The sequence below is a fragment of the Luteibacter sp. genome, from assembly GCF_051958795.1.
In the GTDB taxonomy this organism is placed as follows: Bacteria; Pseudomonadota; Gammaproteobacteria; order Xanthomonadales; family Rhodanobacteraceae; genus Luteibacter.
On sequence record NZ_JBQCFT010000296.1, the window covers coordinates 1 to 25098 of the forward strand.

Genomic DNA, 25098 nt, shown 5'->3' on the forward strand with positions numbered 1-25098 from the left:
GTCCCTCGCGTGCGCAAGTGAGCGCCAGCGATACACCCTGGGCGCACTGGGCACCGGTGGCCAGCTCCGCCCCCGTTCGTTACGAATTCCGGCTGGCCCTGGCGGCGGGCAGCCGGTTCACGGCCACCCACGGCGGCACGCGCGATGCCGCGCTGGGCGCGCTCGCCCACCTGGCCAACCCGGTGACCGAGGTGTTCGAGAACGACCTCGGTGTGCACCTCACCCTTGCGGCGAACAACGAGCGTCTCGTCATCACCGATCCCGAGGGCGATCCGCTGCAGCACGGGGAACCCCGCACCGCCGCGGTCGAACTGATCGACCGCCGCCTCGGTGCCAGCGCCTACGATGTCGGCCATGCCCTGCTCGGCCCGGACCTGTCCGGGGGCGAGTCAGCCACGGGCACTTCATGCAGCGATGCGCGCGACGCCGACCTCTTCGCCACCCACAAGGCCGCGGCCTGGAGTGGCGCGGCCGATCCGGAGACCGCTGTCGCGGGCATGCTGTTCACCCTCGCCAACCAGCTGGGCGCACCGTTCCGTCCGAACGCGTGCTGGCACTGCCTGTCGTTCGACGGCGCCAGCATCGGACGCGTCCGCAACTGGCTCGGCTCGCGCGGCGGCCGTTGCGCGAAGAAGGTGCTGGTCGATGCGGCCGCGCCATGGATCAACCCGCAATCCTGGGAGGAGCCGCCAATGATCCCGGCGCGCACGCCCTTCTGGCTGGACGCAAGCGTCGAAGCGTCCGTGCCCGATCGGCGCCTCACGTACGCCTGGGACCAGATCGACGAAGCGCCTCTGGGCCCCGCCACGCCACCCACCGCGCGCAGCCGCCGCGAGTTCACGACCGCCCTGCCCGCCACGGCGCGCTGGATGGATTACCGGCTTACGGTGCGCGACAACGGTGGCGCCACCGCGACATGGTCCAGCCTGGACCTGCGCGTGCAGGTGATCGACACCGGCCGCCCCTTCGCGGTGCTGCCCATGGCCGATACTGCGACGGCTTCGCCGCTGGTCGTCCGCTGGGATCCCGCGGGCACGACGTCGCCGCCGCTCTCCTGCCACTTCGTGGATATCGCGCTATCGCGCGACGATGGTGGCAGCTGGCAGCCGCTGTCGAGCGGCGAACCCAACGATGGCGAAGCCAGCCTGGTGCTTCCGGAGGGTTCGGCGACCGAGCGGGCGCGCCTGCGTGTCGCCTGCGACTGGCGCCCGTTCTTTGCCGAGTCCGCGGAGCCTTTCCGCATCGGCTGACCGTGTCAGAGGCCGAGCGAGATTTCCTCGGCTTCCACGCCGGCCATGTGGATATGGTTCACGAACAGCGAAAACGCGAGCTTCCCGGCCAGGCCGTGCACGTGCTGCATCCACGGCGGCAGATAGCGCGGCGCGGCGATGTCACCGCTTTCGAAGTGCGTTTCCAGCGACATCACGTCGTGCAGGGCCAGCTTGCCGGCGAACAGGTTGCGCAACAGGTCGAGCCGGCGCTGGCGCAACGCCCAGCGGAAGAAGGTATGTACCGCGAGCAGGCCGGTGAGGTACACGTTGTCCTTCGCGAACGCCGCGCCGCCCGTGAGCGGCACGCCGCGGAACACCCGCTGCGCCGAATGGAAGCTATCCGCCACGCTCTGCCCGCATACGCGGAAATAGCGGAACACCTCGACGAAATCCGCGCCATTCATCGCCATGTCGATCGCCAGGATGCGCAGGCTGATGCGCTTGAGCCGGGAAATATCGATGGCGCCCGACATCAGTTCGGCGAACACCGCGAGGCCTTCCTGCGTTGCGGTCACGCGTGGCGACGTGCGCGCCAGTGAGGCCAGGACAGGCTGCTCGCGGCCGTTCAACGCGGTGAGCGAGTGGACGAAGGCTTCGTGCGCCAGCAACTGGTGGCGGTCGTACTCGGTAAAGCGCGCGCCGCCGCGCAGGCGGATGCGCGTCGCGCCCGCCGCGGCCTTGGCGGTGAGTTCCGGGTCGACCTCGACCGCGATCGTGCCCGGTTCGAAGAAGGCATCGAGCCTCGCCGTCATGTCGCGGCGGAGTTCCTCGGCGCTGATGTGGCCGGCCGCATCCTCCGTTTCCAGGTCGGCGCCGAGCTCATCGGCCAGGTTCACGAAATACGCCGCCGCGTCGAGATTGCTGCGGGTGCTGCCAGGGATAGCATCGCCCGGCCGCCCGTAGAGGAGCACCGAGGCGTCGGTCACGCCGTCGGTCCCGGCGGCTTCGAGCATCCGCGAGGCCACCCGCCACGATTCCGCGGTGCGCCGGAGGTAATCGGCGATGGGGTGGTCTTCGCCCGCCTCTGCCTCGATCGCCTCGAGCTCCGCCCGGGTCTCGGAGAGATCCGGCGTGTTGTAGTGGATGACCGGGACCGAGACGCGCCCCGCACTGAACTCCTCGATCAGCCGTTCCTCGACCGAGGCCGGCCACGACACCGTGGGCAGGATGCGGATATTGCGCACCGCAACGAGGAGGCGGTGGTCGAGCGCCGAAAAGCGGCGCATTTCGGGGGAAAGGGGGACGGACTCGGCCTTGGCGTGCATGCCCGGGAGTATAGGCCACCCCCGGCACGCGTTAGGAGCGTGTGCGGAACCCAGGCCTCACCGCGATGAGATGTACTTCTCGCGGCGGATATGTTGAACCGCCAGCCCATGCTCCTTCAGCGCCGCAAAGGCCGCGTCCACCATGTTCGGGTTGCCGCAAAGGTAGGCGATATCCCGCTCCGCGGTGGGCTCGAGCTCGGCCAGCATGTCCTGCACGTACCCCACGCGATCGTGGGGCCGCGGGTTCGGGCGGGGGCCGCGACTGAAGCAGGGGTGGAAATCGAAGCCCTCGTGCTTGCGGGCGAACGCGTCGAATTCCTCGCCGTAGAGCAGTTCACCCTCGTTGCGGGCGCCGTACAGCAGCACGAAACGGCAGCCGCGCGAGGCCATCAGCGCCTCGATCTGCGGCAGCATGGCGCGGTACGGGGTCACCCCCGTGCCCGTCGCGATCAGGATATAGCGGGCGTTCTGGTCGCCATCCATCAGGCAGAAACGGCCATAGGGCCCGCTGGCGTCGATCGCGCCGCCCTCCTCCAGCCCGCTCAACAGCGCGGTAGCCGCGCCGCCATCGACGTAGGAAACCGCGATCTCGATGCGCTGGACCGGGCCCGACCCATCGCCCACGGTGCCCACGGAATAGCTCCGCTTGGTCGGCTTGCCGTCGTCGTACTGGAAGTGGACCTGGAGGAACTGGCCCGGCACGAAGGCCAGGGGCTGGCCATCCGCCCGCTCGAAGGACAGGTGCCGCACCGAGGGGGCGAGCATGAAGCTGTCGGCGAGGCGGAGCTGGAATTGTTCGGCCATGGAAAGTCTCTGTTGACGCCAGGGAACAAGGTCGCCCGGCAAAGCCCGGTATAATAGGCGGCTTGTCATCCCGGCGCAGCCCATGACCACTCCTGCCTTACACGTCAAAGATTTACGGAAAACCTACGGCAACGGTGTCGAGGCCCTGAAGGGCATCTCGCTCACCGTCGAGCCGGGGGATTTCTTCGCCCTGCTCGGCCCGAACGGTGCCGGCAAGTCCACCCTCATCGGCATCCTCTCCTCGCTGGTCAACGCCTCCTCGGGCGATGCCGAGGTGTTCGGCGTCTCGATCCACAAGCGCCGCAGCGATGCCATGCGCCTGATCGGCCTGGTGCCCCAGGAACTCAACTTCAACCAGTTCGAGAAGCCGTTCGATATCTGCGTGAACCAGGCCGGTTTCTACGGCATCGGCCGCGCGGAGGCATCGGAGCGTGCGGAGAAGTACCTGAAGGAGCTGCGCCTGTGGGACAAGGCGCACCTGCAGGCGCGTACTCTCTCGGGCGGCATGAAGCGCCGCCTGATGATCGCCCGCGCGATGATGAACGAGCCGAAGCTGCTGATCCTCGATGAGCCGACCGCCGGCGTGGATATCGAGATCCGCCGTTCGATGTGGCAGTTCGTCAGCGGTATCAACGCTGCGGGCACCACCGTGATCCTCACCACGCACTACCTCGAGGAAGCGGAACAGCTCTGCCGCAACATCGCCATCATCGACCAGGGCCGCATCGTCAAGAACACGACGATGAAGAGCTTGCTGTCGACGCTGGACGTCGAAACCTTCGTGCTCGATGTGAACCGCACCGCGGGCGAACTGCCTGCCCTGCCCGGCGTCACCCTGCGCGTCATCGACGACCACACCCTGGAAGCGGAGATGTCCCGCGCACACGACCTCAACTCGCTGTTCGCCGCCCTGTCGGCGCACGGCATCACCGTCACGTCGATGCGCAACAAGGCCAACCGCCTCGAGGAACTGTTCGTCCGCCTGGTCGAGCACGGCCGGGAGAACGTCGCATGAGCAACCATCTCGTCGCCCTCGGCACGATCGTCCGCCGCGAGATCGTGCGCATCATGCGCATCTGGACCCAGACGCTGATCCCGCCGGCCATCACGATGACGCTGTACTTCGTCATCTTCGGCAAGCTCATCGGCAGCCGCATCGGCACCATGCATGGTTTCACCTACATGCAGTACATCGTGCCCGGCCTGGTCATGATGAGCATCATCACGAACAGCTACGGCAACATCTCGTCCTCGTTCTTCGGCGCCAAGTTCGGCCGCTTCGTGGAAGAGATGCTGGTCTCGCCGATGCCAAACTGGGTGATCCTGCTCGGCTACGTTACAGGCGCGGTTACCCGCGGCCTGGTCGTCGGCGTGCTGGTCCTGCTCATCGCGCTGTTCTTCACCGACCTGCACGTCGCGCACCCGATCACCACGTTCTTCTCGGTGTTGCTCGGTGCCACGGTGTTCTCGCTCGCGGGCTTCGTCAACGCGGTGTACGCCAAGAAGTTCGACGATATCGCGCTGGTCCCGACCTTCGTGCTCACGCCGCTCACCTATCTCGGCGGCGTGTTCTACTCGGTCGACCTGCTCAGCGAGCCGTGGCACAGCATCTCGCTGGTGAACCCGATCCTGTACATGGTGAACGCCTTCCGTTTCGGCGTGCTCGGCGTCAGCGACGTGCCCATCGTCACCGCCTTCGTCGTGATGCTGGTGTTCGTCGTCGGCCTCAGCGCCATCGCCCTGCGCCTGCTCAGCCGCGGCGTCGGCCTGCGGTCGTAAGCGGTGCGGGTCAACAAGTACATTGCCGAGTCCGGCCTGTGCTCGCGCCGTGAGGCGGATGAGCTGCTCCAGGCCGGGCGCGTCATGATCAACGATGAAGTCGTCGGCATGGGCGCCAAGGCGCTCGACGGCGATGTGGTGAAGGTGGATGGCGAGGTGGTCGTCGCCCGCACCGTCGCGCCGGAATCCGCAAAGAACCGCGGCGTCTACATCGCCCTGAACAAGCCGGTGGGCATCACCTGCACCACCGACACCACGGTGGACGGCAACATCGTCGATTTCGTCGACCATCCCCAGCGCATCTTTCCGATCGGCCGCCTCGACAAGGATTCGGAAGGCCTGATCCTGCTCACCAGCAACGGCGATATCGTCAACGAGATCCTCCGTGCGGAGAACCACCACGAGAAGGAATACCTCGTGGCGGTGAACAAGGCGGTGACCGACGAGTTCCTCTCCAGCATGGCGCGCGGCGTGCGCATCCACAACCAGATGACGAAACCCTGCAAGGTGCGCAAGATCGCGAAGTTCGGCTTCGCCATCACGCTCACCCAGGGGCTGAACCGGCAGATCCGCCTCATGGCCGCCGCGTTCGGCTACCGCGTCACCCAGCTGCGCCGCGTGCGCATCATCAATGTGAAGCTGGGCCACCTGAAGCCGGGGCAGTGGCGGAACCTGACCGAGGCCGAGCTGAAGGGATTGCTCCCGGAGCGCACCCGCTGGTGATCAGCGGCTTGTAGGCTGCGTCCTACATCGGACTGAGGCAATCCCTCAGTCGCAAAGCAGGCTTCCGCCGATACCGCGCGTCGAAGGACCTCCCGATACTGTGGCCGCCCGTCCCCACCGGGCATCCCCCACAAGGACGGAATTCCCCGACATGAAGTCGTTAGCAAGGCTGGCCCTCCTCGCCGGCATATTGCCCCTCCCGGCCTTCGCCGCCCTCGAACACCCCGTCACCGCCGATGTCTACCGCGAGATGCTCCGCCTGCGCGGCACGCCCGGCACGACCCATGCCGTCCCGTTCAGTGAAGCTGCGCTGGGGACGTCCGGCCTGCTCGCACAGATGCTGCAGGATCCCGCATCGCCCTACAGCGAGCTCGTCCTCGCGCCGGCGTTCACCAACGACGTGTGGTGGCCGGAGCTGGCCGACCGCGTGGCGGAGGGCCTGCCCTTCGATGCCACCCTGCAGAGCATGCAGTGGCAGCTCGGCCTGACAAAGGCTCGCCCCGGTATCGATGTCGACGTGAGCGCGGAACAGGTGCGCGCGTTCCGCGGTCGGGAGGCCGCGGCGAGTGCGGTGAAGGCTGGCATCTCGCCCCAGGTCTTCACTACGGCGCTCGACCGGCACGCCTCCCGTATCAGCATCGCCGCGAAAGAGGCCGTGGCGGTGATGCTGCTCGGCGAGCAGATGGCCGCGAACCCGCGCGATCGCTGGGAAGCCATGAATATCCGCGGCAACCTGCACGCCCGCTATACCGTGGGAAGCAACCGCCTGCCCGTGCTCAGCGACGAAGATGACGAGTACCTGATGAGCCTCGTCACCGCGGCCATCGCCTCGGGCACCATGAGCGTCGCCGACGGCGTGCAGCAGTTGCCCGCGGCGTACCGCGTCGCGCGCGCCGCCGCCGCATACAGGGATGCCACCGGATATGTATCTTCCCGTCCGCTGTGCGCCGCCGACGCGCCTGCACCGGGTCACTCGCGCGGTAGCGACGCGCTTGCAGAACCTGCACTCTGCTTCGTCGCAGCCACCGACCGAGGCGTGCTGGGCTGGTACCGTGAAGAGATCCACCGGGAGCACGAACGCCTCCGCAACCAGGCCGCGCGATCCGGCAACCACGACAAGACCGGCCTGCTGACGCTGCTGGGTATCGCACTGCCCGTGCTCGACGTTGCCGCGCTGGTCGAGGCGGCCGAGCTGTCCGTTGCGACCGAGATCGCCGAAACGAGCGCCCAGGCCGACGCAGCGATCGAAGCAGACGCCGCCGCCGCGCGTTCATCTCGTCTCATCTGCGGAGTACGCGCACGATGAAAACGTCGCTGCTCATCATGCCACTGGCGTCCATTGCCGCCCTGGCCGTCGCCTGCGGTGCCCAGGCACAAACGATCAATATCGCTGTCGGTTCCGGTCTGGCCAACGTGGCGACGGTGTATAGGGAATCGACCGTGATGGCCGAGGCGTATCGTAAATACGTCCAGGAGAACGGGACGAAGCTTTCGGGCAAGGAGGCCAGGGCGTTACGCGGCAAGCTGCGCGGAGCCACGGTGGCGCACATACGATACCAGCCCCCAGGCAACCGACCTGAAATCCTCGTGCACGCGCGTAGCGGTCGCTCGATCGAAGGCACGATCGAGCAGCTGACAGGTGCAGGCGGCGGCTCGGGCAGCTCCACGGAGGCGGGAGAAACCGTGAGCCCCACCGAACAGGCGCGGGATGTCGGCGAGGCACGCTACTACCCCGCCGATACGCCCACCTCCATCCGCGCGGTGAACCTGGAGAGAAAGGCGGGATGGGTCGTCCAGCCGTATCCTGGCGAAGACGGCAGGGTTATCCATGGGGGCGATGCGGAGCTCAAGGCCCTGCGCAACCTTGAATCCCGACTCGCAGGCAACCCCGCGCTACAGGGCGGCCGCCTTACCGGTTATGTCAGCAAGACCGTGTGTGAGTCCTGCACGCGCGCCTTCGCCGATTTCGCGGAGACATACGGGGTATCCGGCAATGTCTACCACCTGGACGAGACCACCGTGAACGGAGTGGCCGTGAGCCCTGGCCAGCAATGGTCGGGAACGCTCAGGCGCATGCGCACGGCCAATGTTGATACCGTATTGTCAGATGAGGTGCTCGAAGCAGGTTCGATGGACTGGTGGTCCACACCGTTCGAAGCCGCCCGCGTCGCCGCTGCCGAAGCTGGCGTGCTTGCCATCCCCGCGGCATGTGATTGAGGCACCCGGCGAGGCATGAAACGACGCACGCCATGGAGTGTTATCCGCGCGGTAATGGCCTTGCTGGCGATGTTGACGGTGCCTGTCAAGGCAGGCACCGTCATCGAGGCGATGCAGGCACAACGCGTCGCGCAACTGGGCATGGAAGCGTCGCTTGCCCAGGATGAGACTTGGTTCGCCAGACAAATGCTCGTGAACCCGGCATCGCCCTACAGCGATGCGGTCGCGCAGCCGTCGTTCACCAATGAAGCGTGGTGGCAGGCCGTGCTGGAAGCCGTCGGTGGTGACACTGGTGAGGAAGTGGTCCTGGCCCGCCTACGACGCGAGTTAGGTATGGAGCGCGCCCGTCCCGGCATTGACGTGACACCCGGGCCTGGCTTTCGTGATCCATTCGTCGCCGCCCATGCAACAAAGGCCGGCCTCGACGTCGATATCTTCTGGCGGGTGCTCGATGTGTTCGGCTATGACCTCGCGCCGCGCTTCGCGAGCCATGCCATTGGCCTGCAACTCCTGCGTGACGCGATGGCTACCGTCCCCGCCGAAAGGCACTTGGCCGCAGGTATCCGCGGTGACGTGCTGAGCCGGTTCATGCAGGCCCGTGTTCCGTCGGACCTCACCAGGCATGACCTCCGCTATGTCGAAATACTCGTTCAACATCGTCTGGTTCATCCGGGGCGCGACTCGCAGTTACCGACGGCGTGGCGCGTCGCACGCGCGGCTGCCGCGTTTCGCGACGCAGCCGGCTATGTCACCGGGGCACCCTGCCTGCCCGATGCGTCGCCCGATCCAAGACATGCCGGGTCAGGTGTCGCCGGCGACGATCGCGTTCCCTGCCTCGTGGCCGCCACCGACCGTGCCGTGCATCGCTGGTATATCGATGCATTGCGTCGCCCGCCACCGCGCGCGCCTTCACATCCCCACGGGCTGGCCGCAGTGCTCGGAGCGATCGGCCTGCTTCTTCCGCTGCTCGACATGGCTGCGGTGTTCGAGGTCGTCGAGGCGGCCATCGCCGACGACGCGGCATCCCTCGGAGCGATCGCCGACGACGACGCAAGCCTTTGGTCGGCTCGCGCGCACCGCCTGACGTGCCGCATACCGGAGTAACGAACATGTTGCTGATGAAAACCCTTGCTGGCGCAACGCTCGCCGCGCTCATCGCCTGCTCAACCGCGCGGGCTGGCAGCGTGAGAACGGACTACCTCGATATCGACGAAGGCTGCGCCACCGCGCTGCTTGAAGCGAGCAGCCAGCGCCACGTCGATGCCATGCGGTATATCGTGGCCGAGCGCTATCCGGGCACGCTTTCGGCGCGACGGTGGGAGGAGGTCGAATCCCACCTCCGCACGGCGACGCTAGCGCGCCTCGAGTATGAATACAGCACGGGCGGAGAGGTCGCGATCCGCGTCTACCATGCCCTGGGCGGGCAACCACTGGGTGCCGTGGCGCGCAATGCCTTCGAGGGCGAGATACCGGGTTCGCCAGAGTCACCGTCGTCCCCCGGCTGGAGCGACTCAGACGACCCGGCCGTCGCCACCTTCAGCCGCATGACCGATGAGGACATCGGAGCGATGGAAGCGCGGGACGAAGCAGCGTATTCGGGGTTCGACGAGAGCGACCTCCGTGCGCCCTTCCGGCCGGCTGGGCGGTCGGTCATGAAGCCATACTGGCACCAGGGACGATACCACGCGTTCGATGCCGAGCAGAAGGCGCTGCGGTCCATCGAGGAAGATATCCTCGATGGACGCATGCCCCGCGGCGGAACCGTGCGTGGACTGATGAGCGGAGCGCCTTGCGCCACGTGCCGCGAATCCATCAAGGCCTTCGCCGACACTTACGATCTGGATATCACGCTGAGCGGCATGTCATCGGCCGTGCCGGTGAGGGTAAAGGATGCGTTGCTTGCATCAGGCCGCGCGCGCATGAAGGGTCCGCGGCTGGTCGATGTCGCCAGCGGGCGCCCGCTCGTCGCGTTCGATGTGCTCGCTGGCGCTCGCGACGCGCAGGTTCGCGAGGGCCTGGGACCACTGGCACACGAGCGCGCATCGCAGGGCACGCGCTGGCAACGGCGTTCGTTCCGATTGGGTCCGCCGCCAGGGCGGTCGTCCGGCACGGATGTGCCTGGCGCCGCGCCCGAAACCAATCCGCCCGTAATCGGTCCGGATTGCTGAGATCATGATCGAACGCCCTGGTGCGGTCGCGCATGCGCACGATGCCGACATCGGTCCCGGCGAATGCCCGCCGCATCTGCGGCGGGCATTCGTTCTGTCTCCTGACCATGCCAGCCAGGTCAGGTCACTCCCGGGGCGCTGGATGCGGGGTCAATGGCAACGCCTGCTCTTCGACGCAATCAACCGCTCCCGCCGCCGGAGGGCCGCCAGGCCCCAGTTCCTGTCGAAGCAGGTTCATCTGGCCCCCGTTCACTGCTACGTGCACGCCGTTGACATATTGCTCGCGCTGGCGGCGGAAGCGAGTGTAGGCCGGTGAGTCCGGGCCGAGGTACGTTACGCTCACGTCGATGCCCTGGTTATCGGACAACGCCTCGAGCGCAGCATCGCAGGATGGGCATGGCAACTGGCTGCTGAAGCCGTAAAGAGCACCGCCAGGCGTCACTGTATCCGTTGCGATATCCAGTTCAATCTTCCGGGCAATCTTCAGTTCCGCATCACGTCGGCGAGCGTCGGGATAACGATCACCAGGAACAGGCGAGTGCGTCACGTCGGATCCGAACAACGCTTCGTCATCCCACGCCACCACCTCCTCAGGCGTGTAGGTCATGAATGCGCCGTATGGCAAGGTTTCCACGCCCGGTCGCCGGATATACGTCTCCCGGTGGAAATCGCTACGGCCCGACATGGCGTGATAGACACGCTGATGTTCGACGCCGTCACGCTGGTAGTAGTACGTGAAGCTGACAAAGGTCGCAGTCTCGAGCCGGCGACGGAAGCCCGCGAATTCATCGGTGTTCACACGTGCCCCCTGCAATGCGTGCCGATACCATCGCGCCGCCGGATACGCGTGGGCCATGAAGGATGCCCAGACGCGGGCGTTGACCGTGCCGTTCGTATCGCTTGCATCGACGACAAACTTGCTGACGGGGCGTGCCACCACCTCCATGCAAGCAAAGGTCGCGATCGCTGCAAACGCGACACTGGGAAGTTTGATGGATCTCATGGAGCGGCACTCCGGCAGATCAACAGGTTGGCGCGTTCCGTCATGCGCCAGGCATTGAGGTCATTCACGGTCCCCGCTTCGCTTTCCGCGGCCATCTGCGACTCGACCACCTCGGCGTGGTTTGAATAGTGCAATGCCTCGTCCCGGTAGATCGATGCCCAGGCCGGGCGCAGGTCGCCGAAATAGCGAATGAGCCGCGCGGCCTGCTCCGGGTCGGTGAAATCGCTGGGCGGCCGGCTCAGTTCCATCCTGCGTAGCGCACGATACCGACGATAGACCGCGCGGTCCGTGGCTTCCGTGGGGCAGATCGGCCGGCTCAGGTCCTCAGGCACGTGGCCGGCTACCGCCGGCACGAGGGTCCCATCACCGTTGCATGCGCGGGACCCATCGTTGTCGCCGTACTGGCTCGCGTGGACCATGCTGGCCCGCGCCAGCCGCAGCGGCGTCGGCAGCTCGCGATGACCGCCGAGGGCGGCACGGCCAGCACGCCAGGTCGAAAGCTCCGAGCGCAGGAGCGCAGCCAGGTACACCAGGTCGCTGTCGGGCATGTCGCGCAGGCTCCTGGCCCGTTCGAATCGCACAAGGACATTTGCGTCGATGCCGAGGCGACGCGCCTTCCTGGCATCCGTCGTTGCGACCCAGCCCTCGAGGATCTGCAGGCTCACCGCCAGCTCACTGCCCAGGGTGATCAATTTGCCGCGAGCATCGGCGAAGTTCACGGCGTTTGACCAGTTGTAGACCGAGACACCCGCCTTGGACAGGCTGGCTGCCCCCACCGCATTCATGTGGCCCGGCGTGGGGATCGTGGGATCCCGAAGCACCTGCAGGCCGGGCATCGCCGCGGTCATGCCAAGATCCCACGCCATCTGCCGGTGCAACGCCTGGTCGTCAGGCAGGGGAGCATCGCTGTTGCTGTGCAGCCGGCTTTGCACGCGGAGCCATGCCGCCTCTTCGCGTTCGCTGGGAACGATATAAAAGGGGGATGCCAGCGTGGAGTAGATATCCGGCGCGCGATTGAGATAGGTCGCGCGCAGGAAATCGTCCGAGTGGAAATCGGCCTCGCTTTCCATGCCGCGCATGCGTTCCAGCGTCCACAGGAGGTAGGTGTCACCGAGCTCCGGCGCGGCAAAGGTACGGTCATCGACCGCGTACGCGGGGCTGGCCATCGCGACGAGGATACCCATCGCGAGAGTCAAACGTATCCGTGGCGTCTTCATTGCGCATAGATCCTCGCGCAGGTGCCAGCGCTCGGTGGCGGCGTGGGATGTCCGGGGCCCTCGGGATGGCGGATATGCACGAGCACCGTGTCCATGAAGCGGTTCGCGATGGTGCGGAATCGCCGATAGGCTTCGCTGAGTTCGCCTTCGAGATAATCGACGTTGACATCGACGTTGTATTGGGCCGAGAACTGGTGCATCACGTGCTCGCACGAATCGCACATGGGCTGGCTGATGAAGGCATGCAGCGCGCCGCCCGAGGTGACGACCCCTGCCTGCATGTCACGCTCGATCGTGCGCAGGGCTTTCAATTCGGCATCGCGCTGGTGCTGACCACCCGGCTGGTCACCCTCGACCTCGGTGGCCACCAGGCTGCTGCGATCGCTGGTGCGGAGATGGGCGTGGATGCGCGTGCTGTCCTGCGCGATGAAGTCCGCCATGGGCCTCCCGGCGGGACCGAGTGCGGTGAACGGATTATCCGGGCCCGACATCGCGTAATACACGCGGGTCTGGCGCACACCGTCCTTCATGTACGTGTATTCGAATGCGCCGTAGGTAGCGGATGACACCGCGCGGCCGAACCGCTCGAACTTGGTTCGCGACACCAGGGCGCCGTTGAGTTCGTCGAGGTACCACGTGGCGGCGGCCTCCGCATGGAAGCGGAAGGCATCCAGCAACGGCGTCATGACCAGGTTCTTCGGATCGGTGGCGAACGCGCGCGTTTTCCATTCGGCAGCATGGATGGGCTGGGCGACGATGAACGACAGCGCGGCGGCGAAAAGATAGCGGCGCTTCATGAGCCGACCTCCTTATCGCAGAGAAACATGAGGCGACGCTGTGCATAGCGATCCGCGTTGCGGCGCGAAGACTCATCGTCGGCAACCTGGTCGGCGACCAGCGACTCCACGATCTCGACATGCAAACCGTACACCTGCAGGGCCTTGTCGAAGGCGCCGAGCCACATCGGCCGCATGGGGCTCAGGGTGCGCGCCATGCGGATGGCCGGCGCGATGACAAAGTTGGAGTGCGCGGGATCGACCTGCGAGGCCAGGTTCATCTGATACCAGGTCAGGATGGTGCGATCCGTCGCTGCCACCAGACACATGTGACGGGTGTTCTCCGTGGGTGCGATGGAGGCCACCCCCGCGCGCTCACGGCCACGGTCGGTGCAGGGATCTTCCACATAGCCCTGCATGTCACGATAGGTAGCCGCGACGCGTGCCACGCGCAGCGCCGTCGGAATCTCGCGTCGGCCGGCCGAGGTCATCTCGCCGGCATGGAACGTCGAGAGTTCCGCCTGCAGGAGGCGCACGAGGTAGACCAGATCGTAGTCGCGCAGGTCGGCTTCCGAGCGCGCGAGCATGAAGCGTTGCAGCACGTCCGCACGCAACCCCAACGATGCCCACTGGGCCTGGTCGAAGCACGCCAGCTTGTCGGCGAGGATCTGCGCAGCCACCGCGTAGCTTGCCGCGACCGCGAACGAGCCCTGGCCTGCAAGGGCAAGCGCCCTGCGGGCGATGTCCTCCGAGACCGCGGCCTTGGCCAGCTGCGTGCCGGCCCAGCGCGCACCCAGGTCGGGCGCGGGGTTATCCGCGTCGTCGACACCCGGATACCCGTTCGTCATTCCGAGATCCCAGGCGAGCGCTTCGGTCGCCGTGCCACGGGTGAGCGGCGTGCCGCGGTCGCTAAGCGTGGCGAACACACGGTTCCACACGGTGCCACGGAAGCCGAACGGTACCGCGCGGATGCCCGTGTAGATGGACAACGGCGCATTGACCATGTCGAGTGTCAGGCTCGCGTCCGCGACGAGGGCGTCATCCGCCGGCTGGCTGGCCAGGCGGTGGCCGACCCAGGCCGAGATGATGTCGCCCGCCGGGGGGCCGACCCGGCTGTTGGCGGTGGCCGCGCACGGTAGCGCGGCGATGAGGGTGAACGCAGTGGCTGCGCCCAGGCAAAGGGTTCGCATGGGATCTCCTTTTCGGTGCGAAGCCGCGGGCGGATGCCGGCGGTTGGCACATTTGAAAGGAGGCGGCGACTGACGGATACCGGAAGGAAACCCGTCGTGTCGTAGGTGATCTCGGTGGCCGATGTAAGTGTGCGCCTATAGACGCGACGCGTTGTGATCAGGTACCGCGCGGCTTCGCCCGATGCGTCGCCACTGCCGTCCACGGATCGTCGGGCCAGGGATGCCTGGGATAGCGACCCTTCAGTTCCTTCTTCACCTCGGGGTACGTGCGATCCCAGAAGCCCGACAGATCCTGGGTGACCTGGATGGGGCGCCCCGCGGGCGAAAGCAGGTGCAACATCACCGGAACGCGGCCATCGCCAACGCGCGGCGTATCGGCCAGGCCAAAGAGTTCCTGCAGTTTCACAGCGAGCACCGGGGGTGCGCCGGGCTCGCTTTCCTGTGCGCCGTACTCAAGGCGGCGCGTCATGCCGCTCGGTACGGTCAGTTCGTCGGGTGCGTGGGCGTCGAGGGCACGCCGCTGTTCGTAATCAAGCATCGCTGACATCGCGTCAGAAAGATCCGACGCCTGTAACGCCTCAAGCCTACGCTTGCCCGAGAGGTAGGGCGCGAGCCAGTGCTCGAGCGATCCCGCGAGCGCTTCGTCGCTGACATCCGGCAACCCGAGCTCGGGGCGCCAGCAACGCAGGGCTCCCATGCGGGCGCGCAATCGTCGCGCATGTTCGGTCCATGGCAGGCTGCCTATGCCGCGCGAGCGGATCGCCGACAACAGCACAGGCAACGCGTCGTCACCACTCACCGGCACCGGCCGGCGCGACACCACCAGCGCATCGAAGCGCCGTTCTTCGAACGCCTCGGCGATCTGCCGTGCATCGTCCCAGCGCAGGACGCGCTCGGTGACGAAACGTTCCGCATGCTCGCGTTCGAGCGTTTCCGGATCGAGCGGCGCCGCGGCATGGATCAGGCTATCGCGCGCTTCAAGGCGCAGGTCGACGACCACGAGCCAGGGCTCGCCCAGCAACGCGCTGTTTTCATGCAGGCGCGCGCCGCGCCCGTTTGCCAGCTGGTAACGCAACGGCTGTGCTTCGTCGCGGCGAGCCACCCGGTCGGGGAAGGCGTGCGCCAGCAGGTCGCCAATCGCATGGCTGTCCGGCACACCGCTCGCCGCGGTCTTGACGTTGAGCCGGCGGCGCCAACCCATCGCAGCCTTCTCGATCGCCGCAAGCGCACCCGTATCGGCGGATGCCAAGCGCGCCGCCCGACCGCCACCATCGCGCCACAGGTGCAACGCATGCACGCGCTGGCGGAAATCATCGTTGCGCATCGCTTCGCCACGCAGTGGCGAACGTGCTTCCGCCAACGCCAACAGATCGGCCACCAGCGGACGTTGCTCGATGGCGGCGCGCATGGCGACGGCGCCGAGACGCGGCGTGGCGCCCAGCGCGAGCATCTCGCGCCCAAGCGCGGTGATTGCGGACGCATCATCGAGTGCGCCCAGCCGGCGCAGCAGGTCGCGCGCCTGGCCCATGGCGCCCGCGGGCGGTGGATCCAGCCATGGCAAGGCATCGCTGCCCCACCCAGCGAGATCCAGCGCGAGACCCGACAGTTCGGTCTGCTCGATTTCAGCGGTGCGCGATGGCTCGAGGCGGCGGCTCTCCGCCCACAACCGATAGGCGCGCCCCTCGGCGACGCGACCGGCACGGCCCGCGCGCTGGTCGGCCGAGGCTTGTGAAATCGCCACGGTTTCGAGCCGGGCGAAACCCGATGCGGGATCGAAGCGCGGCTCACGGGCGAGGCCGCTATCGATCACCGCGCGGATACCCGGCAAGGTGACGCTGGATTCCGCCACGTTCGTTGCGAGCACGACCCGGCGCGAACCGGGATCCGCGGGCGAAAGCGCGAGCTGCTGCTCGGCCAGCGACAGCTCACCGTGCAGGGCCACGACCTCGACGGCCTCATCCAGCCGCTCGAGCATGTTGCGCACGCGCTCGATCTCACGCCGGCCTGGCAGGAACGCGAGCACGTCGCCCGGGTTCTCGCGCAGGGCGAGCTGGACGGTACGCGCCATGTGCTGTTCCACCGTTTCCTGCGAGCGTGCCGGTGGGTAAGCGATACCAACGGGAAAACTGCGGCCCGGGCTGCTCAGCCGCGGTGCGCCCAGCCATTGCGCGATGCGCTCGCCATCGAGCGTGGCGGACATGACGACGATGCGCAGCTCGGGGCGCAGGCTGGCCTGCACATCAAGCGCGAGCGCCGCACCCAGGTCACCCGCGAGATGCCGCTCGTGGAATTCATCGAACAGGATGGCGCCGACCCCTTCGAGGGACGGATCGTCCTGGATCATCCGGCCGAGGATGCCCTCGGTCACCACCTCGATCCGGGTACGCGGACCGATGCGGGATTCGAAGCGGATCCGGTATCCCACCGTGCCACCCACCTCTTCGCCCAGCTGCGCAGCCATGAACGAAGCGGCCGCACGCGCGGCTATGCGGCGCGGCTCGAGCATCACGATCTTCTGGCCGGCCAGCCATGAGGCGTCGAGCAGCGCCAGCGGCACCTGGGTGGTTTTGCCTGCACCGGGCGGCGCCTCGAGCACGAGGCGTGGCCGCTCCGCGAGCGAAGCGACGATATCGGGAAGCAGCGGAGTGATCGGGAAAACGGCTTGCATGCCCCGCTATGGTAGCAAGCCGTCGCCCGGTCGCCCGCCCGAACGGAAGGACCTGTGCTTAGCCCTCGTCCCGCGCTTTCCCCGTGAACGGCTCGAGGGAGCGGAACCGGCGCCGGTAATCGTCCGCGACGCGGCGCGCATCCTCGGCACTGGTGATGACACGCGGCGTGATCAGCACGATGGTCTCCGTGCGCTGGTTGTTGTCCCATCGGTTGCTGAAGAGATGCCCCAGCACCGGGATACGCGAGAGGCCGGGGACGCCCCCGCGCCCGTGGGCGCCCATCTCACGGATCAGCCCGCCAAGCAGGACGGTCTGGCCGCTCTGCACCGCCACTTCGGTCTTCAACCGGCGCTTCTCGATCGGCGCGTTGCCCGACCCGTTGGGCTGCTCGCCCACCTTGCTCACTTCCTGGGTGACCTCCAGGTACACCAGCCCGCCCGGATTCACCCGCGGCCGCACGTTGAGGATGACGCCGGTTTTCTTGTAGCTCACCTGCCCGACCTCGTTGTTACCGCCGAGCTGGGTGTTCACGTACGTCTGCGTCACCGGCACCTCGTCGCCCACGAGGATCTCGGCACGGCGGTTGTTCACGACCACCAGCGACGGCGCCGACAGCGTGCGTGCGTGGGTGTCTTCCTCCATGGCCCGCACGACCGCCTGCAGGTTGCGGTTCACGAACGAATAAAAAAACGTATCCGCGCCGCCGCGCTCGGGCGGGTTGCGCCCAAGGCCCCAGCCCTGCTTGTTGCCGGGCTGGGCGGGCTTGCCACTGCCACCGCTCCCCGCGAGCCCCTCGAGATACCACTGGACGCCGAAGCGGAAGTTGTCGCGCAGCGCCACCTCGAGGATCCGCGTTTCGATCTGCACCTGCAGCGGCACGGCATCCAGTCGCTCGATGGCTTCGCGGATCACGCTCCATTCCGCTGGCCGCGCGTGCACAAGCAGCTGGTTGTTCGAGTCGACGGCGGTCACGCGCAAGCCCCGTGGCCGCTGCCCGTCAGCCGGTGCGGATTGGTAAAACGAAGGATCGTCCGCTTCGCTGGATGCGCCCGAATACGTGGCATCGGAAGCGCGCGCATCGTCGTCCACGTCACCGGCCTCGCCACCGATCGTCGAACCCTGCAGCCCGGGCCCCACGCTGCCGCCCCGGTCCGTGGTCGCTGGCTGGTAGCCCCCATAGATCTGCCCGATATGGCGGGCGAGATCGGCCGCCGGCAGGTTGCGCACATCGTAGACGTACAACCGGGGCTCGTTGCCACCGCCCTTGTCGATCCGCTCGATCCACTCGCGCACATGCGTGAGGAAAGCCGGTTGCGTGGCGATGACGACGACCGCGTTGGTCCGTTCGATCGGGAGGAAGCGGACCAGCCCCGCGGCGGGTGAATGTCCCTTCGCGCCAAACACGGATTCCAGCCCGGGGAGGATCTCGGCGGTCGTGGCGTGGGCCAGGGGGAACACGCCGACCGACATGCCGCCGACCCAGTCGACATCGAAGGTCTCGATGCTGGCGGCATAGTTATCCAGTTCATCCGGCGTGCCGGCCATGACGAGCAGGTTGCGCGCCGGGTCGACGAGCAGCAAGGCATCCGCGGCGGCGAACGGGCGGATCAGCTTTTCCATTTCATTGGCCGAAACGAAGCGCAGCGGAAACAGCCGCGCCGCATGGCCATCGCGCGGGGCGGAAGCAGCCAGTCGTGGCACCAGCTGCCCCGCGACGGCGTCGCGCCGCGGCACGACATCGTACCGGCCCTGCCGTTTCACCAGCGCGTTGCCTGTCCACGCCAGCAGGGTCTCCAGGATGGGCAGGGCTTCTTCGCGACGGACCGGCTTGGCCGTGGCGAATGACACCGTGCCCGCGACGCCGGGCAGCACCGCGTAGTTCACGTCGAGCACATCCGCGAGTACGGCGCGCACAACCGCTTCGATCGGCTGGTTCTCGAAATTGAACGTCGGCGCATCGCCGCCCTGTGCGGGTGGCTTCGGCGTCGCGAGCGCCCGCGGCCGCACGAATCGGCCCGTCCCCTCCAGCGTGGACGCCACGGCGGCTTCGGTGGGGTGAAGGCCGGTCGCGTCGGCCACGGGCAGCGACGCCGGCACCGGCCGGCCAAGATCGGCGAGCGCCTCGCGCTCGAGGTTGCCCGCCAGCCGCGACGGCGTGGATGTACATGCGGTGGTCAGCATGGCCAGCATCGCGGCCATGCCCAGGGTGGTTCGTTCCATTGAACGTGCTCCTCTTTCCATGAGGGGCGCGGTAAGCGCCCGCTATTGCGTGTCCTGCTGCCGTTGTTGCTGTTGCTGCTGCTCGAGGCGGCGCTTCTGCACCGCCTGTTTCAGTGCCTCGATGCGCGCGCGCTGCAGTTCGGCATCGTCCTGCCGGGGTGGCGCGTTGCGCGCGCCGCCTGCTGCCGGCGGATGCGGAAGCGCGGGGCCAGTCATACCCGTGCCGCCCTGCGGCTGGATGACGCGGACGCCATCGTCGGCCGATGCCTGGGGCGGCTTCGGCGGCGAGCCGGGGGGCTGCTGGCCAGGTGTCGCCCCGGCCTTGGCGTTCGCGAGCGGATCCGGCGCCGCCACCTTCAGGGTGAGCTCACGCCGTTGGCCGCCCGCATCGAAAACGGCGCTGCGCGGCGTAAGCGAAGCAAGTGTCCAGTGCCCGTCCTGCAACGCGGCACCTTCCTTCACGCGAACGGTCGTGCCCTTGCCGCGATCGCGCAGCAAGGCCATGTGCAGGTCCGCGGTCATGATGATGCCGGTGAGTTCGAGGTCGCCGATATTGCTCGCACTGTCGTCACCGTCGGCCGCCGCGACGGGCTTGCGATCGGCCATGAACAGCGGACGCTGCCAGACCTCGGCGAACTGGCCGAGCGGACTGGGCGCCGGCATCGCCGCCGCGCGCATCGGCGGCAGGGCTTCGGGCGTGGCGGGTTCGTCCCAGTGCACGCCGCGACCCATGCCAAGCGCAAAAGCCGCCGTCGTGCAGCCCAGCGCAATTGCGATGCCGGCGAGGATGGGGGTGAGACGCCGCTGGCCGGCCGCGTTCATGTCGTCGCCTTCGCCGCGGGCGCGGCAGCATGGATAGAGCCGGATACGGTGAACTGCACTTCGAGCGGCGCACTCCCGCCGTTACGCGCGGCCACCGGGTTGCGATAGATGCTGAAATCCTCGATGAAGAGGTAGGGTGCTTCCGCTTCGATGTCGTGGAGCACCGCCGCCATCGGCTGCATCTGGCAGCGCAGGCTGATGTTGACGGTGACCTTGCGATACGGGTCGCCTGCCTTCTCCTGGCTGGGAACCGGCATCTTCTGCACGACGTCGCATGCACCATCCTCCTTGTGCGCGGCGGCGACATCCACGATCCGCTGCATGAGGCCGGCGGCCGCTGCATTGGTGTCGTCGCCGGAGAGGAACGCATCGCTGCGCGTCTGCCCCTGCTCCAGCGCGGCCAGCCGCTTTTCGAGTTGCGGCCGCTCGGCGATGGCGGCGGCGTAACGGCGCTGCGTATCGCGCAGCTCATCCATCTCGTCGCCCATCGCCAGCTGCGGTGCGACGAACCACCAGTGCACGAACAGGAAATAAGCGACGACGAGCACGATGGCCAGCAGCAACAGCGCTGCCGCGCGCGATTCGGCGGGTTTCATCTTGCCCAGGGCGATCATGGCGCTGCCGCCTTCGCGGTCGAGCCGCCGTTTGCAGGTGCCGCGGGTTTCGCCGCGGCCGCGGGTTTGGGCGTCAATGCCTTGGCCTGCATGTAGAAGCGTTCCTTGCCTGAGGTGGGATCCGTCTGGATGGTGCCCTGGAAACTGGGTTCACCAAGGGTCTTCGCGCCCTTCAACGCGTCGATGAGCTTGGCCGCCTGCGGGCTCTGGCCCTGGAAGCCGATCTGCCCGCTCGCGTTGAGCGTGAAGCGCTCGAGCCACGTATCGTCGGGCAGGCGCGCCGTGAGTTCATGCAACACCGGCAGCACCGCCGCCGATTCCACCTTGCGCCGGGCAAGGAAGCCGGAGGCTCCCGCGCTTTCCACCAGCCGCTGGCGCAGCGCGCCCACGCGCTTCGCATCGGCCTGCATGGATTCCACCTCGTCGCGCATGGCGTTGAGCGTGGCCTCGCGGTTGTGCAGCCAGCTGACCATCGCCACGATGGCGAGCACGACGATGCCCGCGGCGAGCGCCAGGTTCAGGCGCCGCCGGCGGTCGACGCGGCGCGGCGCGCGTTGCGGCGGCAACACATCGAGCCCCGCCAGCCCCGCCCCCTGGGCGACGTCGACCCGGTCCGGCGTGATGCCGAGCCCGGCCAGTTCGTCCAGCCATGGATCGAGCGCCGCGCGGGGCGTGGCCGCCAGTTCCGCGACGAACCGGCCTTCACCGGCGGATTCGCCCAGGTCGCGCACGCCGTAGTGGATATCGGAGGCACGGAACGGCGTCTGCCGGTCGAGATCGAACCCGGCGACCTGGCGCAGGTTGTCGCGCGCGGCGAACGGCATGACCAGCCTGCGCCGGAGGACCTGCGCCGCTGGCAGGACGAGCGCGATGTAGCGATCGGCCGGATCGCACGCGGCCAGCGCGCGCTGCAGCTCGGTGGCGCGGTGTTCCGGCGTATCCCGGTCGTCGGCCGTGGCGAGCGCAATCGACTCGCCTGCACGGCGAAGAACCCAGGCGTCCTTGCCGCGCTCAATGGCGTACCACTGCTGCCCACCGGCGAAGGCGTAGCGCAGGCGCGGTGGCGCAAGGGCCGCGAGTTCGCCACCCCACCAGCGAAGGAAGCCTGGCAACGCGCTGCCGCGCCACGCGCGGCGCAAGCGGTCAAGCTGTAGCTGGGAAGCATCCTGCAGGGCGGTCATTCAGTATCTCCTTCGCGCCAGCGCAAGATGGCGTAGGGTTGGTTGCCGGATCTTATCCCGCGGAGCCTGATCGTTGATGTCAGGGCGCTCCGTGTCCCGTCTTCGAGGATCGCTTCCGCGTGGATGGTATGGGTCACGCCGTTGCCGCCGGCGATGGCGGCGCCGCCGGCCTGCGTGCGAGCGGCGAGGATCGCTTCCGCGCCCGCGCCACCGAGGCCGGGGATGGCGGCTAGGGCGAGCGGTTGCGCGTGTTCGGTATTGGGTCGCTCACGCCCCGACCAGATCGTGATCGCCGGGGCGATCGCCGCCCAGGTCTTCGCGTCCATGCCGAGCACCATGCGTGCCTCCTCCACCGTCGCGAAGGGGCCGTTGCGTGGGCCGTAATCCAGCCCCGCGGCTTCGTACTGGGGGCGCTTGGCGCCATCGGGCAGCGCGGCGTCGCCAGGGCGACGCCAGTCCTGCACGGCGGCCGAAAGTTTCGCGGCGCGGTCGCCGTCGGCACCCGCCGCCTTGAACAGGCCGGTAAGCACATCGGCCGAGGCGGCGTTGAGATCGACCTTGCCGTCCTCGTCCACGATGGTGATGGACACCTTCGCATCGTCGAAAGCGAACGTGTACAGGCGACCATCCGCGATCCAGCGCGCCTGTGGGTCAGGCGTCTGCAAGCCGGCGATCGCTCGCATGATGCCGGCCTCCGCCGCGTAGTGCGCGCGGGTCTGGGCGAACTGGTAACGCGCCTGCAGCCCTTCGGTGCGGGCGAGCGCGGCGAAACCGCCAAGCATGATCGCCAGCAACGTGCAGCCCCAGAGCACGATGAGCAGCGCGACGCCGCGTTGTCGCCGCCACGCGTTCATCGCGCCACCGGCCCGCGCGAACCGCGCAGCAGCGAAAAACCATTACGGGATGCGGATGGATCGATACGCAGCGGGGCCACCAGCGTGGGGAAGACGGTGGTCCCATCCACGTCGAGTGCGAGCCGGACCAGCGAGGGCGTGCGTCGCCCGTCGCCCCACGATGCCGTCCAGTCGGTCGGCTTGTTCTGGTCATCCATGCCGCGGTAGCTGAAGGCGCCCTTGCGGATGCCGCGCATCAGCACCTGCGGCTCGCCAAGGGCCTTGGGCTCGCTCCCGTCCGGCGGTAACAGGAACAGGCTCACTTCAAGGCGGTAGCCGTCGCGGCTGTCGGCCACGAGCGCCACGGTCTGCATTTGCGGACCCAGGCGCGAGAGATAACCCGGCATCGGCGCGACGAAGGTCAGCTTGTCGGCCGCCCCCTGGAAAACAATGGGATCGCCGTCATCGGTCTGGTCGAAGGGCATCACGAGCGCCTGCGCGAGCTCGCTGCGCAGGTAGGCCTGCGCGGAGCGGATCTCGTCCATGCGTTCGATGGCCCGGTCGCCGCTGCGGACGATACGCCCCGCGGTGCTGATGCCGGAATAAACGCCCAGCAGCACGATGGAAAGCAGCGCCAGCGCCGCCAGCACTTCCATCAGGCTGAAACCACGCGCGCGGTTCATTGCGCCACCGCCTGGGCGCCTGAAAGGCGCAGGGTCGAGAAATGCGCGCGGCGTTCGTGGTCGCGCTCGCCCCAGAACACATCCAGGTCCAGCCGGTACATCCGGCTCGCGGCGCCGCTATCCGATGGCGCATCGCCCACGTCGAACGGCGATACGTTGAGCTGCCAGCGATAGGTATCGTCGAAGCGCCCCTCGCTGCTGCCTTCCTGCACGGGATCGACGATGAACGCGCCATCCAGCAGCGTGCGCGCCCTCAGCGCGGCCTGGGTGCGTTCATTCGCACGCGCCGTCAGGCTCATGGCGCTGCCGGCGACCTGCATGAGCGCGGCGAAGGCGATGGCAAGCACGGCGATGGCCGCGATGACCTCGAGCAGGCTGAAACCGCCTGCTTGCCGGCGGCCTGGCACGGTTCCCGGCCTCATTTCGGTGCCACCACGCTCACCGCGCCCGTGAGCCAGCCTACGTTGACATGCCACTCGCGCTGGCCGCGCTTCAGCGTGATGCGCCCACCGGTGGAACTGCCATCGGGGAAGAAGCGAATCCTTCCCGTGGTCGCGTTGGCCTGGTCCTCGCGCGCGCTGGTGATCGCCACCTTCATGTCGCGCGGCAGGTGGATATCGCCCTTGCCCGGCGGGTGATACGTGGCCGCCGCCACGTTGACTTCGAGCGCCTGGCTCTCGCCTTTGACGATGGCCTGCGTGCGCGTATAGCGCAAGGCGGCGGCCAGCTCGCCGCTGGCCGCGTTGACCCGCGCGCTGGCGAGGCCCTGGGTGACGGGAATGGACACCGCCGCCGCGGCCAGGCCGATGAGAAGGATCACGGCCAGCATTTCAAAGAGCGTGAATCCGCGCACGCGCATGGCCGTGATCCTGCCTGCTTACTGCCAGTTGCCGACGTCGGCCGAATAGCCTTCGCCGCCAGCCTTGCCATCCTGCCCGTAGAACACGAGGTCGTACTGGCCGTGCTCACCCGGGTAGCGGTAGCCGAAGCCATGGCCCCACGGATCCTTCAGATCGGACGGCTTCGCGTACGGGCCCTGCCAGTTCTGTGCGTCGGCCGGCTTGGTCACCAGGCCGTCGAGCGACGCCGGCGGCGTGCCGTTGTCGAGCGCGTAGTTATCGATCTTCTGAGTCAGCGTGGTGAGCTGCGCCTTGCCGGCGCCGTACTTGCCCTTGTCGACGTTCTTGCCGACCTGGGTGACGACGATGGCGCCGATGATGCCGATCAGCACGATCACCGCGAGCATTTCCAGAAGCGTGAAGCCGCGGGCGTGGCTGTGTCGCAGGATACGGGTCGAACGCATGGGCAGAACTCCTGTGGAACGGATCGGTCAGTTGATATTGCTTGTCAGGCTGAGCAGCGGCAGCAGGATCGCCGCCATGATGAAGGCCACCATCACGGTCATCACGATGGTGAGCGTCGGCACCAGGGCGGCGAGGAGCCGGTCGATGGCGCGCTTCGCTTCCACGTCGAACGTATCGGCCACCTTGAGCAGCATGGTGTCGAGCGCGCCGGCCTCCTCGCCCACCTGGATCATCTGCAGCGCGAGCCGGGGAAAACGTTCCGTCTGGGCCAACGCGCTACCGAGTCCGGCGCCGCCTTTCACGCGATCGGCGGCCTGCTCCAACGCCAGGTCGAGCGCACGGTTGCCGGTGACCTGCCG

25 protein-coding genes are annotated in these 25098 nt (G+C 67.4%); 8 read left to right on the forward strand and 17 right to left on the reverse strand.

Translation table 11 applies throughout. The features are described from left to right. Window positions 1-1250, forward strand: a 1250-nt coding sequence (locus ACTHLF_RS15390) for a reprolysin-like metallopeptidase (RefSeq protein ID WP_440328325.1), incomplete at its 5' end; no start/stop codon positions are given. Window positions 1251-1255: 5 nt separating this feature from the next. Here ACTHLF_RS15390 and ACTHLF_RS15395 read toward each other — a convergent pair. Together ACTHLF_RS15395 and ACTHLF_RS15400 are read right to left on the reverse strand one after the other, a co-directional pair. Further along, window positions 1256-2497, reverse strand: coding sequence for a flavohemoglobin expression-modulating QEGLA motif protein (locus tag ACTHLF_RS15395; RefSeq protein ID WP_440328327.1), 1242 nt, complete (start codon window positions 2495-2497; stop codon window positions 1256-1258). A 96-nt stretch (window positions 2498-2593) separates the two neighbouring features. Further along, complete coding sequence (locus ACTHLF_RS15400; protein ID WP_440328328.1) at window positions 2594-3340, reverse strand: FAD-binding oxidoreductase; 747 nt, start codon at window positions 3338-3340, stop codon at window positions 2594-2596. A gap of 82 nt (window positions 3341-3422) precedes the next feature. Between ACTHLF_RS15400 and ACTHLF_RS15405 the strand changes: the two genes are divergently transcribed. The 7 genes from ACTHLF_RS15405 (at window position 3423) to ACTHLF_RS15435 (ending at window position 10227) form a co-directional block, all read left to right on the forward strand. Continuing rightward, entirely contained in the window at window positions 3423-4355 is a 933-nt protein-coding gene (locus tag ACTHLF_RS15405) for an ATP-binding cassette domain-containing protein (RefSeq protein ID WP_440328330.1), read from the forward strand. Next, window positions 4352-5119 (forward strand): ABC transporter permease, encoded by a 768-nt coding sequence (locus tag ACTHLF_RS15410; protein ID WP_440328332.1) that lies wholly within the window; start codon window positions 4352-4354, stop codon window positions 5117-5119. The genes ACTHLF_RS15405 and ACTHLF_RS15410 overlap by 4 nt, the downstream gene beginning before the upstream one ends. Window positions 5120-5122: 3 nt before the next feature. Further along, window positions 5123-5842: a pseudouridine synthase gene (locus ACTHLF_RS15415; RefSeq protein WP_440328333.1), complete on the forward strand. Its 720-nt coding sequence runs from the start codon at window positions 5123-5125 to the stop codon at window positions 5840-5842. Window positions 5843-5993: 151 nt separating this feature from the next. Next, a complete protein-coding gene (locus ACTHLF_RS15420) occupies window positions 5994-7148 on the forward strand; it encodes a hypothetical protein (protein ID WP_440328334.1) in 1155 nt (384 codons plus the stop codon). Continuing rightward, window positions 7145-8059 carry a hypothetical protein gene (locus ACTHLF_RS15425; protein ID WP_440328335.1) on the forward strand — a complete coding sequence of 305 codons (915 nt, stop codon included), beginning with the start codon at window positions 7145-7147 and terminating at the stop codon, window positions 8057-8059. Before ACTHLF_RS15420 ends, ACTHLF_RS15425 begins: the two co-directional genes overlap by 4 nt. Before the next feature lie 15 nt (window positions 8060-8074). Beyond that, window positions 8075-9163, forward strand: coding sequence for a hypothetical protein (locus tag ACTHLF_RS15430; RefSeq protein WP_440328337.1), 1089 nt, complete (start codon window positions 8075-8077; stop codon window positions 9161-9163). 14 nt (window positions 9164-9177) lie between these two features. Beyond that, entirely contained in the window at window positions 9178-10227 is a 1050-nt protein-coding gene (locus tag ACTHLF_RS15435; RefSeq protein ID WP_440328338.1) for a hypothetical protein, read from the forward strand. Window positions 10228-10351: 124 nt separating this feature from the next. On the opposite strand, the gene ACTHLF_RS15440 is transcribed toward ACTHLF_RS15435, so the two are convergent. The 15 genes from ACTHLF_RS15440 to ACTHLF_RS15510 all read right to left on the reverse strand — a co-directional run. Further along, the gene (locus ACTHLF_RS15440) at window positions 10352-11230 is read right to left on the reverse strand and encodes a hypothetical protein (protein WP_440328339.1); all 879 of its coding nucleotides are present in this window, start codon (window positions 11228-11230) and stop codon (window positions 10352-10354) included. Continuing rightward, window positions 11227-12447, reverse strand: coding sequence for a hypothetical protein (locus ACTHLF_RS15445; protein ID WP_440328340.1), 1221 nt, complete (start codon window positions 12445-12447; stop codon window positions 11227-11229). The genes ACTHLF_RS15440 and ACTHLF_RS15445 overlap by 4 nt, the downstream gene beginning before the upstream one ends. After that, window positions 12444-13244, reverse strand: coding sequence for a deaminase domain-containing protein (locus ACTHLF_RS15450; RefSeq protein ID WP_440328341.1), 801 nt, complete (start codon window positions 13242-13244; stop codon window positions 12444-12446). Before ACTHLF_RS15450 ends, ACTHLF_RS15445 begins: the two co-directional genes overlap by 4 nt. After that, entirely contained in the window at window positions 13241-14413 is a 1173-nt protein-coding gene (locus ACTHLF_RS15455) for a hypothetical protein (protein WP_440328342.1), read from the reverse strand. The genes ACTHLF_RS15450 and ACTHLF_RS15455 overlap by 4 nt, the downstream gene beginning before the upstream one ends. A 157-nt stretch (window positions 14414-14570) precedes the next feature. Continuing rightward, window positions 14571-17081 carry an ATP-dependent helicase HrpB gene (hrpB, locus tag ACTHLF_RS15460; RefSeq protein ID WP_440328344.1) on the reverse strand — a complete coding sequence of 837 codons (2511 nt, stop codon included), beginning with the start codon at window positions 17079-17081 and terminating at the stop codon, window positions 14571-14573. 58 nt (window positions 17082-17139) lie between these two features. Beyond that, window positions 17140-19302, reverse strand: a complete 2163-nt coding sequence (gene gspD / locus ACTHLF_RS15465) for a type II secretion system secretin GspD (protein ID WP_440328346.1) — start codon at window positions 19300-19302, stop codon at window positions 17140-17142. 42 nt (window positions 19303-19344) lie between these two features. Continuing rightward, window positions 19345-20124 carry a hypothetical protein gene (locus tag ACTHLF_RS15470; protein ID WP_440328347.1) on the reverse strand — a complete coding sequence of 260 codons (780 nt, stop codon included), beginning with the start codon at window positions 20122-20124 and terminating at the stop codon, window positions 19345-19347. After that, complete coding sequence (gene gspM / locus ACTHLF_RS15475) at window positions 20121-20738, reverse strand: type II secretion system protein GspM (RefSeq protein ID WP_440328349.1); 618 nt, start codon at window positions 20736-20738, stop codon at window positions 20121-20123. The genes ACTHLF_RS15470 and gspM overlap by 4 nt, the downstream gene beginning before the upstream one ends. Further along, window positions 20735-21919, reverse strand: a complete 1185-nt coding sequence (locus ACTHLF_RS15480) for a PilN domain-containing protein (RefSeq protein ID WP_440328351.1) — start codon at window positions 21917-21919, stop codon at window positions 20735-20737. The genes gspM and ACTHLF_RS15480 overlap by 4 nt, the downstream gene beginning before the upstream one ends. Further along, a complete protein-coding gene (locus tag ACTHLF_RS15485; RefSeq protein WP_440328352.1) occupies window positions 21916-22773 on the reverse strand; it encodes a general secretion pathway protein GspK in 858 nt (285 codons plus the stop codon). Before ACTHLF_RS15485 ends, ACTHLF_RS15480 begins: the two co-directional genes overlap by 4 nt. Then, window positions 22770-23435, reverse strand: a complete 666-nt coding sequence (locus ACTHLF_RS15490; RefSeq protein WP_440328353.1) for a prepilin-type N-terminal cleavage/methylation domain-containing protein — start codon at window positions 23433-23435, stop codon at window positions 22770-22772. The genes ACTHLF_RS15485 and ACTHLF_RS15490 overlap by 4 nt, the downstream gene beginning before the upstream one ends. Then, window positions 23432-23857, reverse strand: coding sequence for a prepilin-type N-terminal cleavage/methylation domain-containing protein (locus tag ACTHLF_RS15495; RefSeq protein WP_440328354.1), 426 nt, complete (start codon window positions 23855-23857; stop codon window positions 23432-23434). The genes ACTHLF_RS15490 and ACTHLF_RS15495 overlap by 4 nt, the downstream gene beginning before the upstream one ends. After that, window positions 23854-24294: a GspH/FimT family pseudopilin gene (locus ACTHLF_RS15500; protein WP_440328356.1), complete on the reverse strand. Its 441-nt coding sequence runs from the start codon at window positions 24292-24294 to the stop codon at window positions 23854-23856. Before ACTHLF_RS15500 ends, ACTHLF_RS15495 begins: the two co-directional genes overlap by 4 nt. An 18-nt stretch (window positions 24295-24312) precedes the next feature. Further along, window positions 24313-24738, reverse strand: coding sequence for a type II secretion system major pseudopilin GspG (gene gspG / locus ACTHLF_RS15505; RefSeq protein ID WP_440328357.1), 426 nt, complete (start codon window positions 24736-24738; stop codon window positions 24313-24315). Between the two features lie 27 nt (window positions 24739-24765). Next, a partial coding sequence (locus ACTHLF_RS15510; protein ID WP_440328358.1) for a type II secretion system F family protein occupies window positions 24766-25098 on the reverse strand: 333 nt, incomplete at its 5' end.

Coding starts and splice junctions, on each gene's coding strand:
- ACTHLF_RS15395 (WP_440328327.1), bottom strand. CDS start 2,497: ATGCGCCGCTTTTCGGCGCTCGACCACCGCCTCCTCGTTGCGGTGCGC.
- ACTHLF_RS15400 (WP_440328328.1), bottom strand. CDS start 3,340: ATGGCCGAACAATTCCAGCTCCGCCTCGCCGACAGCTTCATGCTCGCC.
- ACTHLF_RS15405 (WP_440328330.1), top strand. CDS start 3,423: ATGACCACTCCTGCCTTACACGTCAAAGATTTACGGAAAACCTACGGC.
- ACTHLF_RS15410 (WP_440328332.1), top strand. CDS start 4,352: ATGAGCAACCATCTCGTCGCCCTCGGCACGATCGTCCGCCGCGAGATC.
- ACTHLF_RS15420 (WP_440328334.1), top strand. CDS start 5,994: ATGAAGTCGTTAGCAAGGCTGGCCCTCCTCGCCGGCATATTGCCCCTC.
- ACTHLF_RS15425 (WP_440328335.1), top strand. CDS start 7,145: ATGAAAACGTCGCTGCTCATCATGCCACTGGCGTCCATTGCCGCCCTG.
- ACTHLF_RS15430 (WP_440328337.1), top strand. CDS start 8,075: ATGAAACGACGCACGCCATGGAGTGTTATCCGCGCGGTAATGGCCTTG.
- ACTHLF_RS15435 (WP_440328338.1), top strand. CDS start 9,178: ATGAAAACCCTTGCTGGCGCAACGCTCGCCGCGCTCATCGCCTGCTCA.
- ACTHLF_RS15440 (WP_440328339.1), bottom strand. CDS start 11,230: ATGAGATCCATCAAACTTCCCAGTGTCGCGTTTGCAGCGATCGCGACC.
- ACTHLF_RS15445 (WP_440328340.1), bottom strand. CDS start 12,447: ATGAAGACGCCACGGATACGTTTGACTCTCGCGATGGGTATCCTCGTC.
- ACTHLF_RS15450 (WP_440328341.1), bottom strand. CDS start 13,244: ATGAAGCGCCGCTATCTTTTCGCCGCCGCGCTGTCGTTCATCGTCGCC.
- ACTHLF_RS15455 (WP_440328342.1), bottom strand. CDS start 14,413: ATGCGAACCCTTTGCCTGGGCGCAGCCACTGCGTTCACCCTCATCGCC.
- hrpB (WP_440328344.1), bottom strand. CDS start 17,081: ATGCAAGCCGTTTTCCCGATCACTCCGCTGCTTCCCGATATCGTCGCT.
- gspD (WP_440328346.1), bottom strand. CDS start 19,302: ATGGAACGAACCACCCTGGGCATGGCCGCGATGCTGGCCATGCTGACC.
- ACTHLF_RS15470 (WP_440328347.1), bottom strand. CDS start 20,124: ATGAACGCGGCCGGCCAGCGGCGTCTCACCCCCATCCTCGCCGGCATC.
- gspM (WP_440328349.1), bottom strand. CDS start 20,738: ATGATCGCCCTGGGCAAGATGAAACCCGCCGAATCGCGCGCGGCAGCG.
- ACTHLF_RS15480 (WP_440328351.1), bottom strand. CDS start 21,919: ATGACCGCCCTGCAGGATGCTTCCCAGCTACAGCTTGACCGCTTGCGC.
- ACTHLF_RS15485 (WP_440328352.1), bottom strand. CDS start 22,773: ATGAACGCGTGGCGGCGACAACGCGGCGTCGCGCTGCTCATCGTGCTC.
- ACTHLF_RS15490 (WP_440328353.1), bottom strand. CDS start 23,435: ATGAACCGCGCGCGTGGTTTCAGCCTGATGGAAGTGCTGGCGGCGCTG.
- ACTHLF_RS15495 (WP_440328354.1), bottom strand. CDS start 23,857: ATGAGGCCGGGAACCGTGCCAGGCCGCCGGCAAGCAGGCGGTTTCAGC.
- ACTHLF_RS15500 (WP_440328356.1), bottom strand. CDS start 24,294: ATGCGCGTGCGCGGATTCACGCTCTTTGAAATGCTGGCCGTGATCCTT.
- gspG (WP_440328357.1), bottom strand. CDS start 24,738: ATGCGTTCGACCCGTATCCTGCGACACAGCCACGCCCGCGGCTTCACG.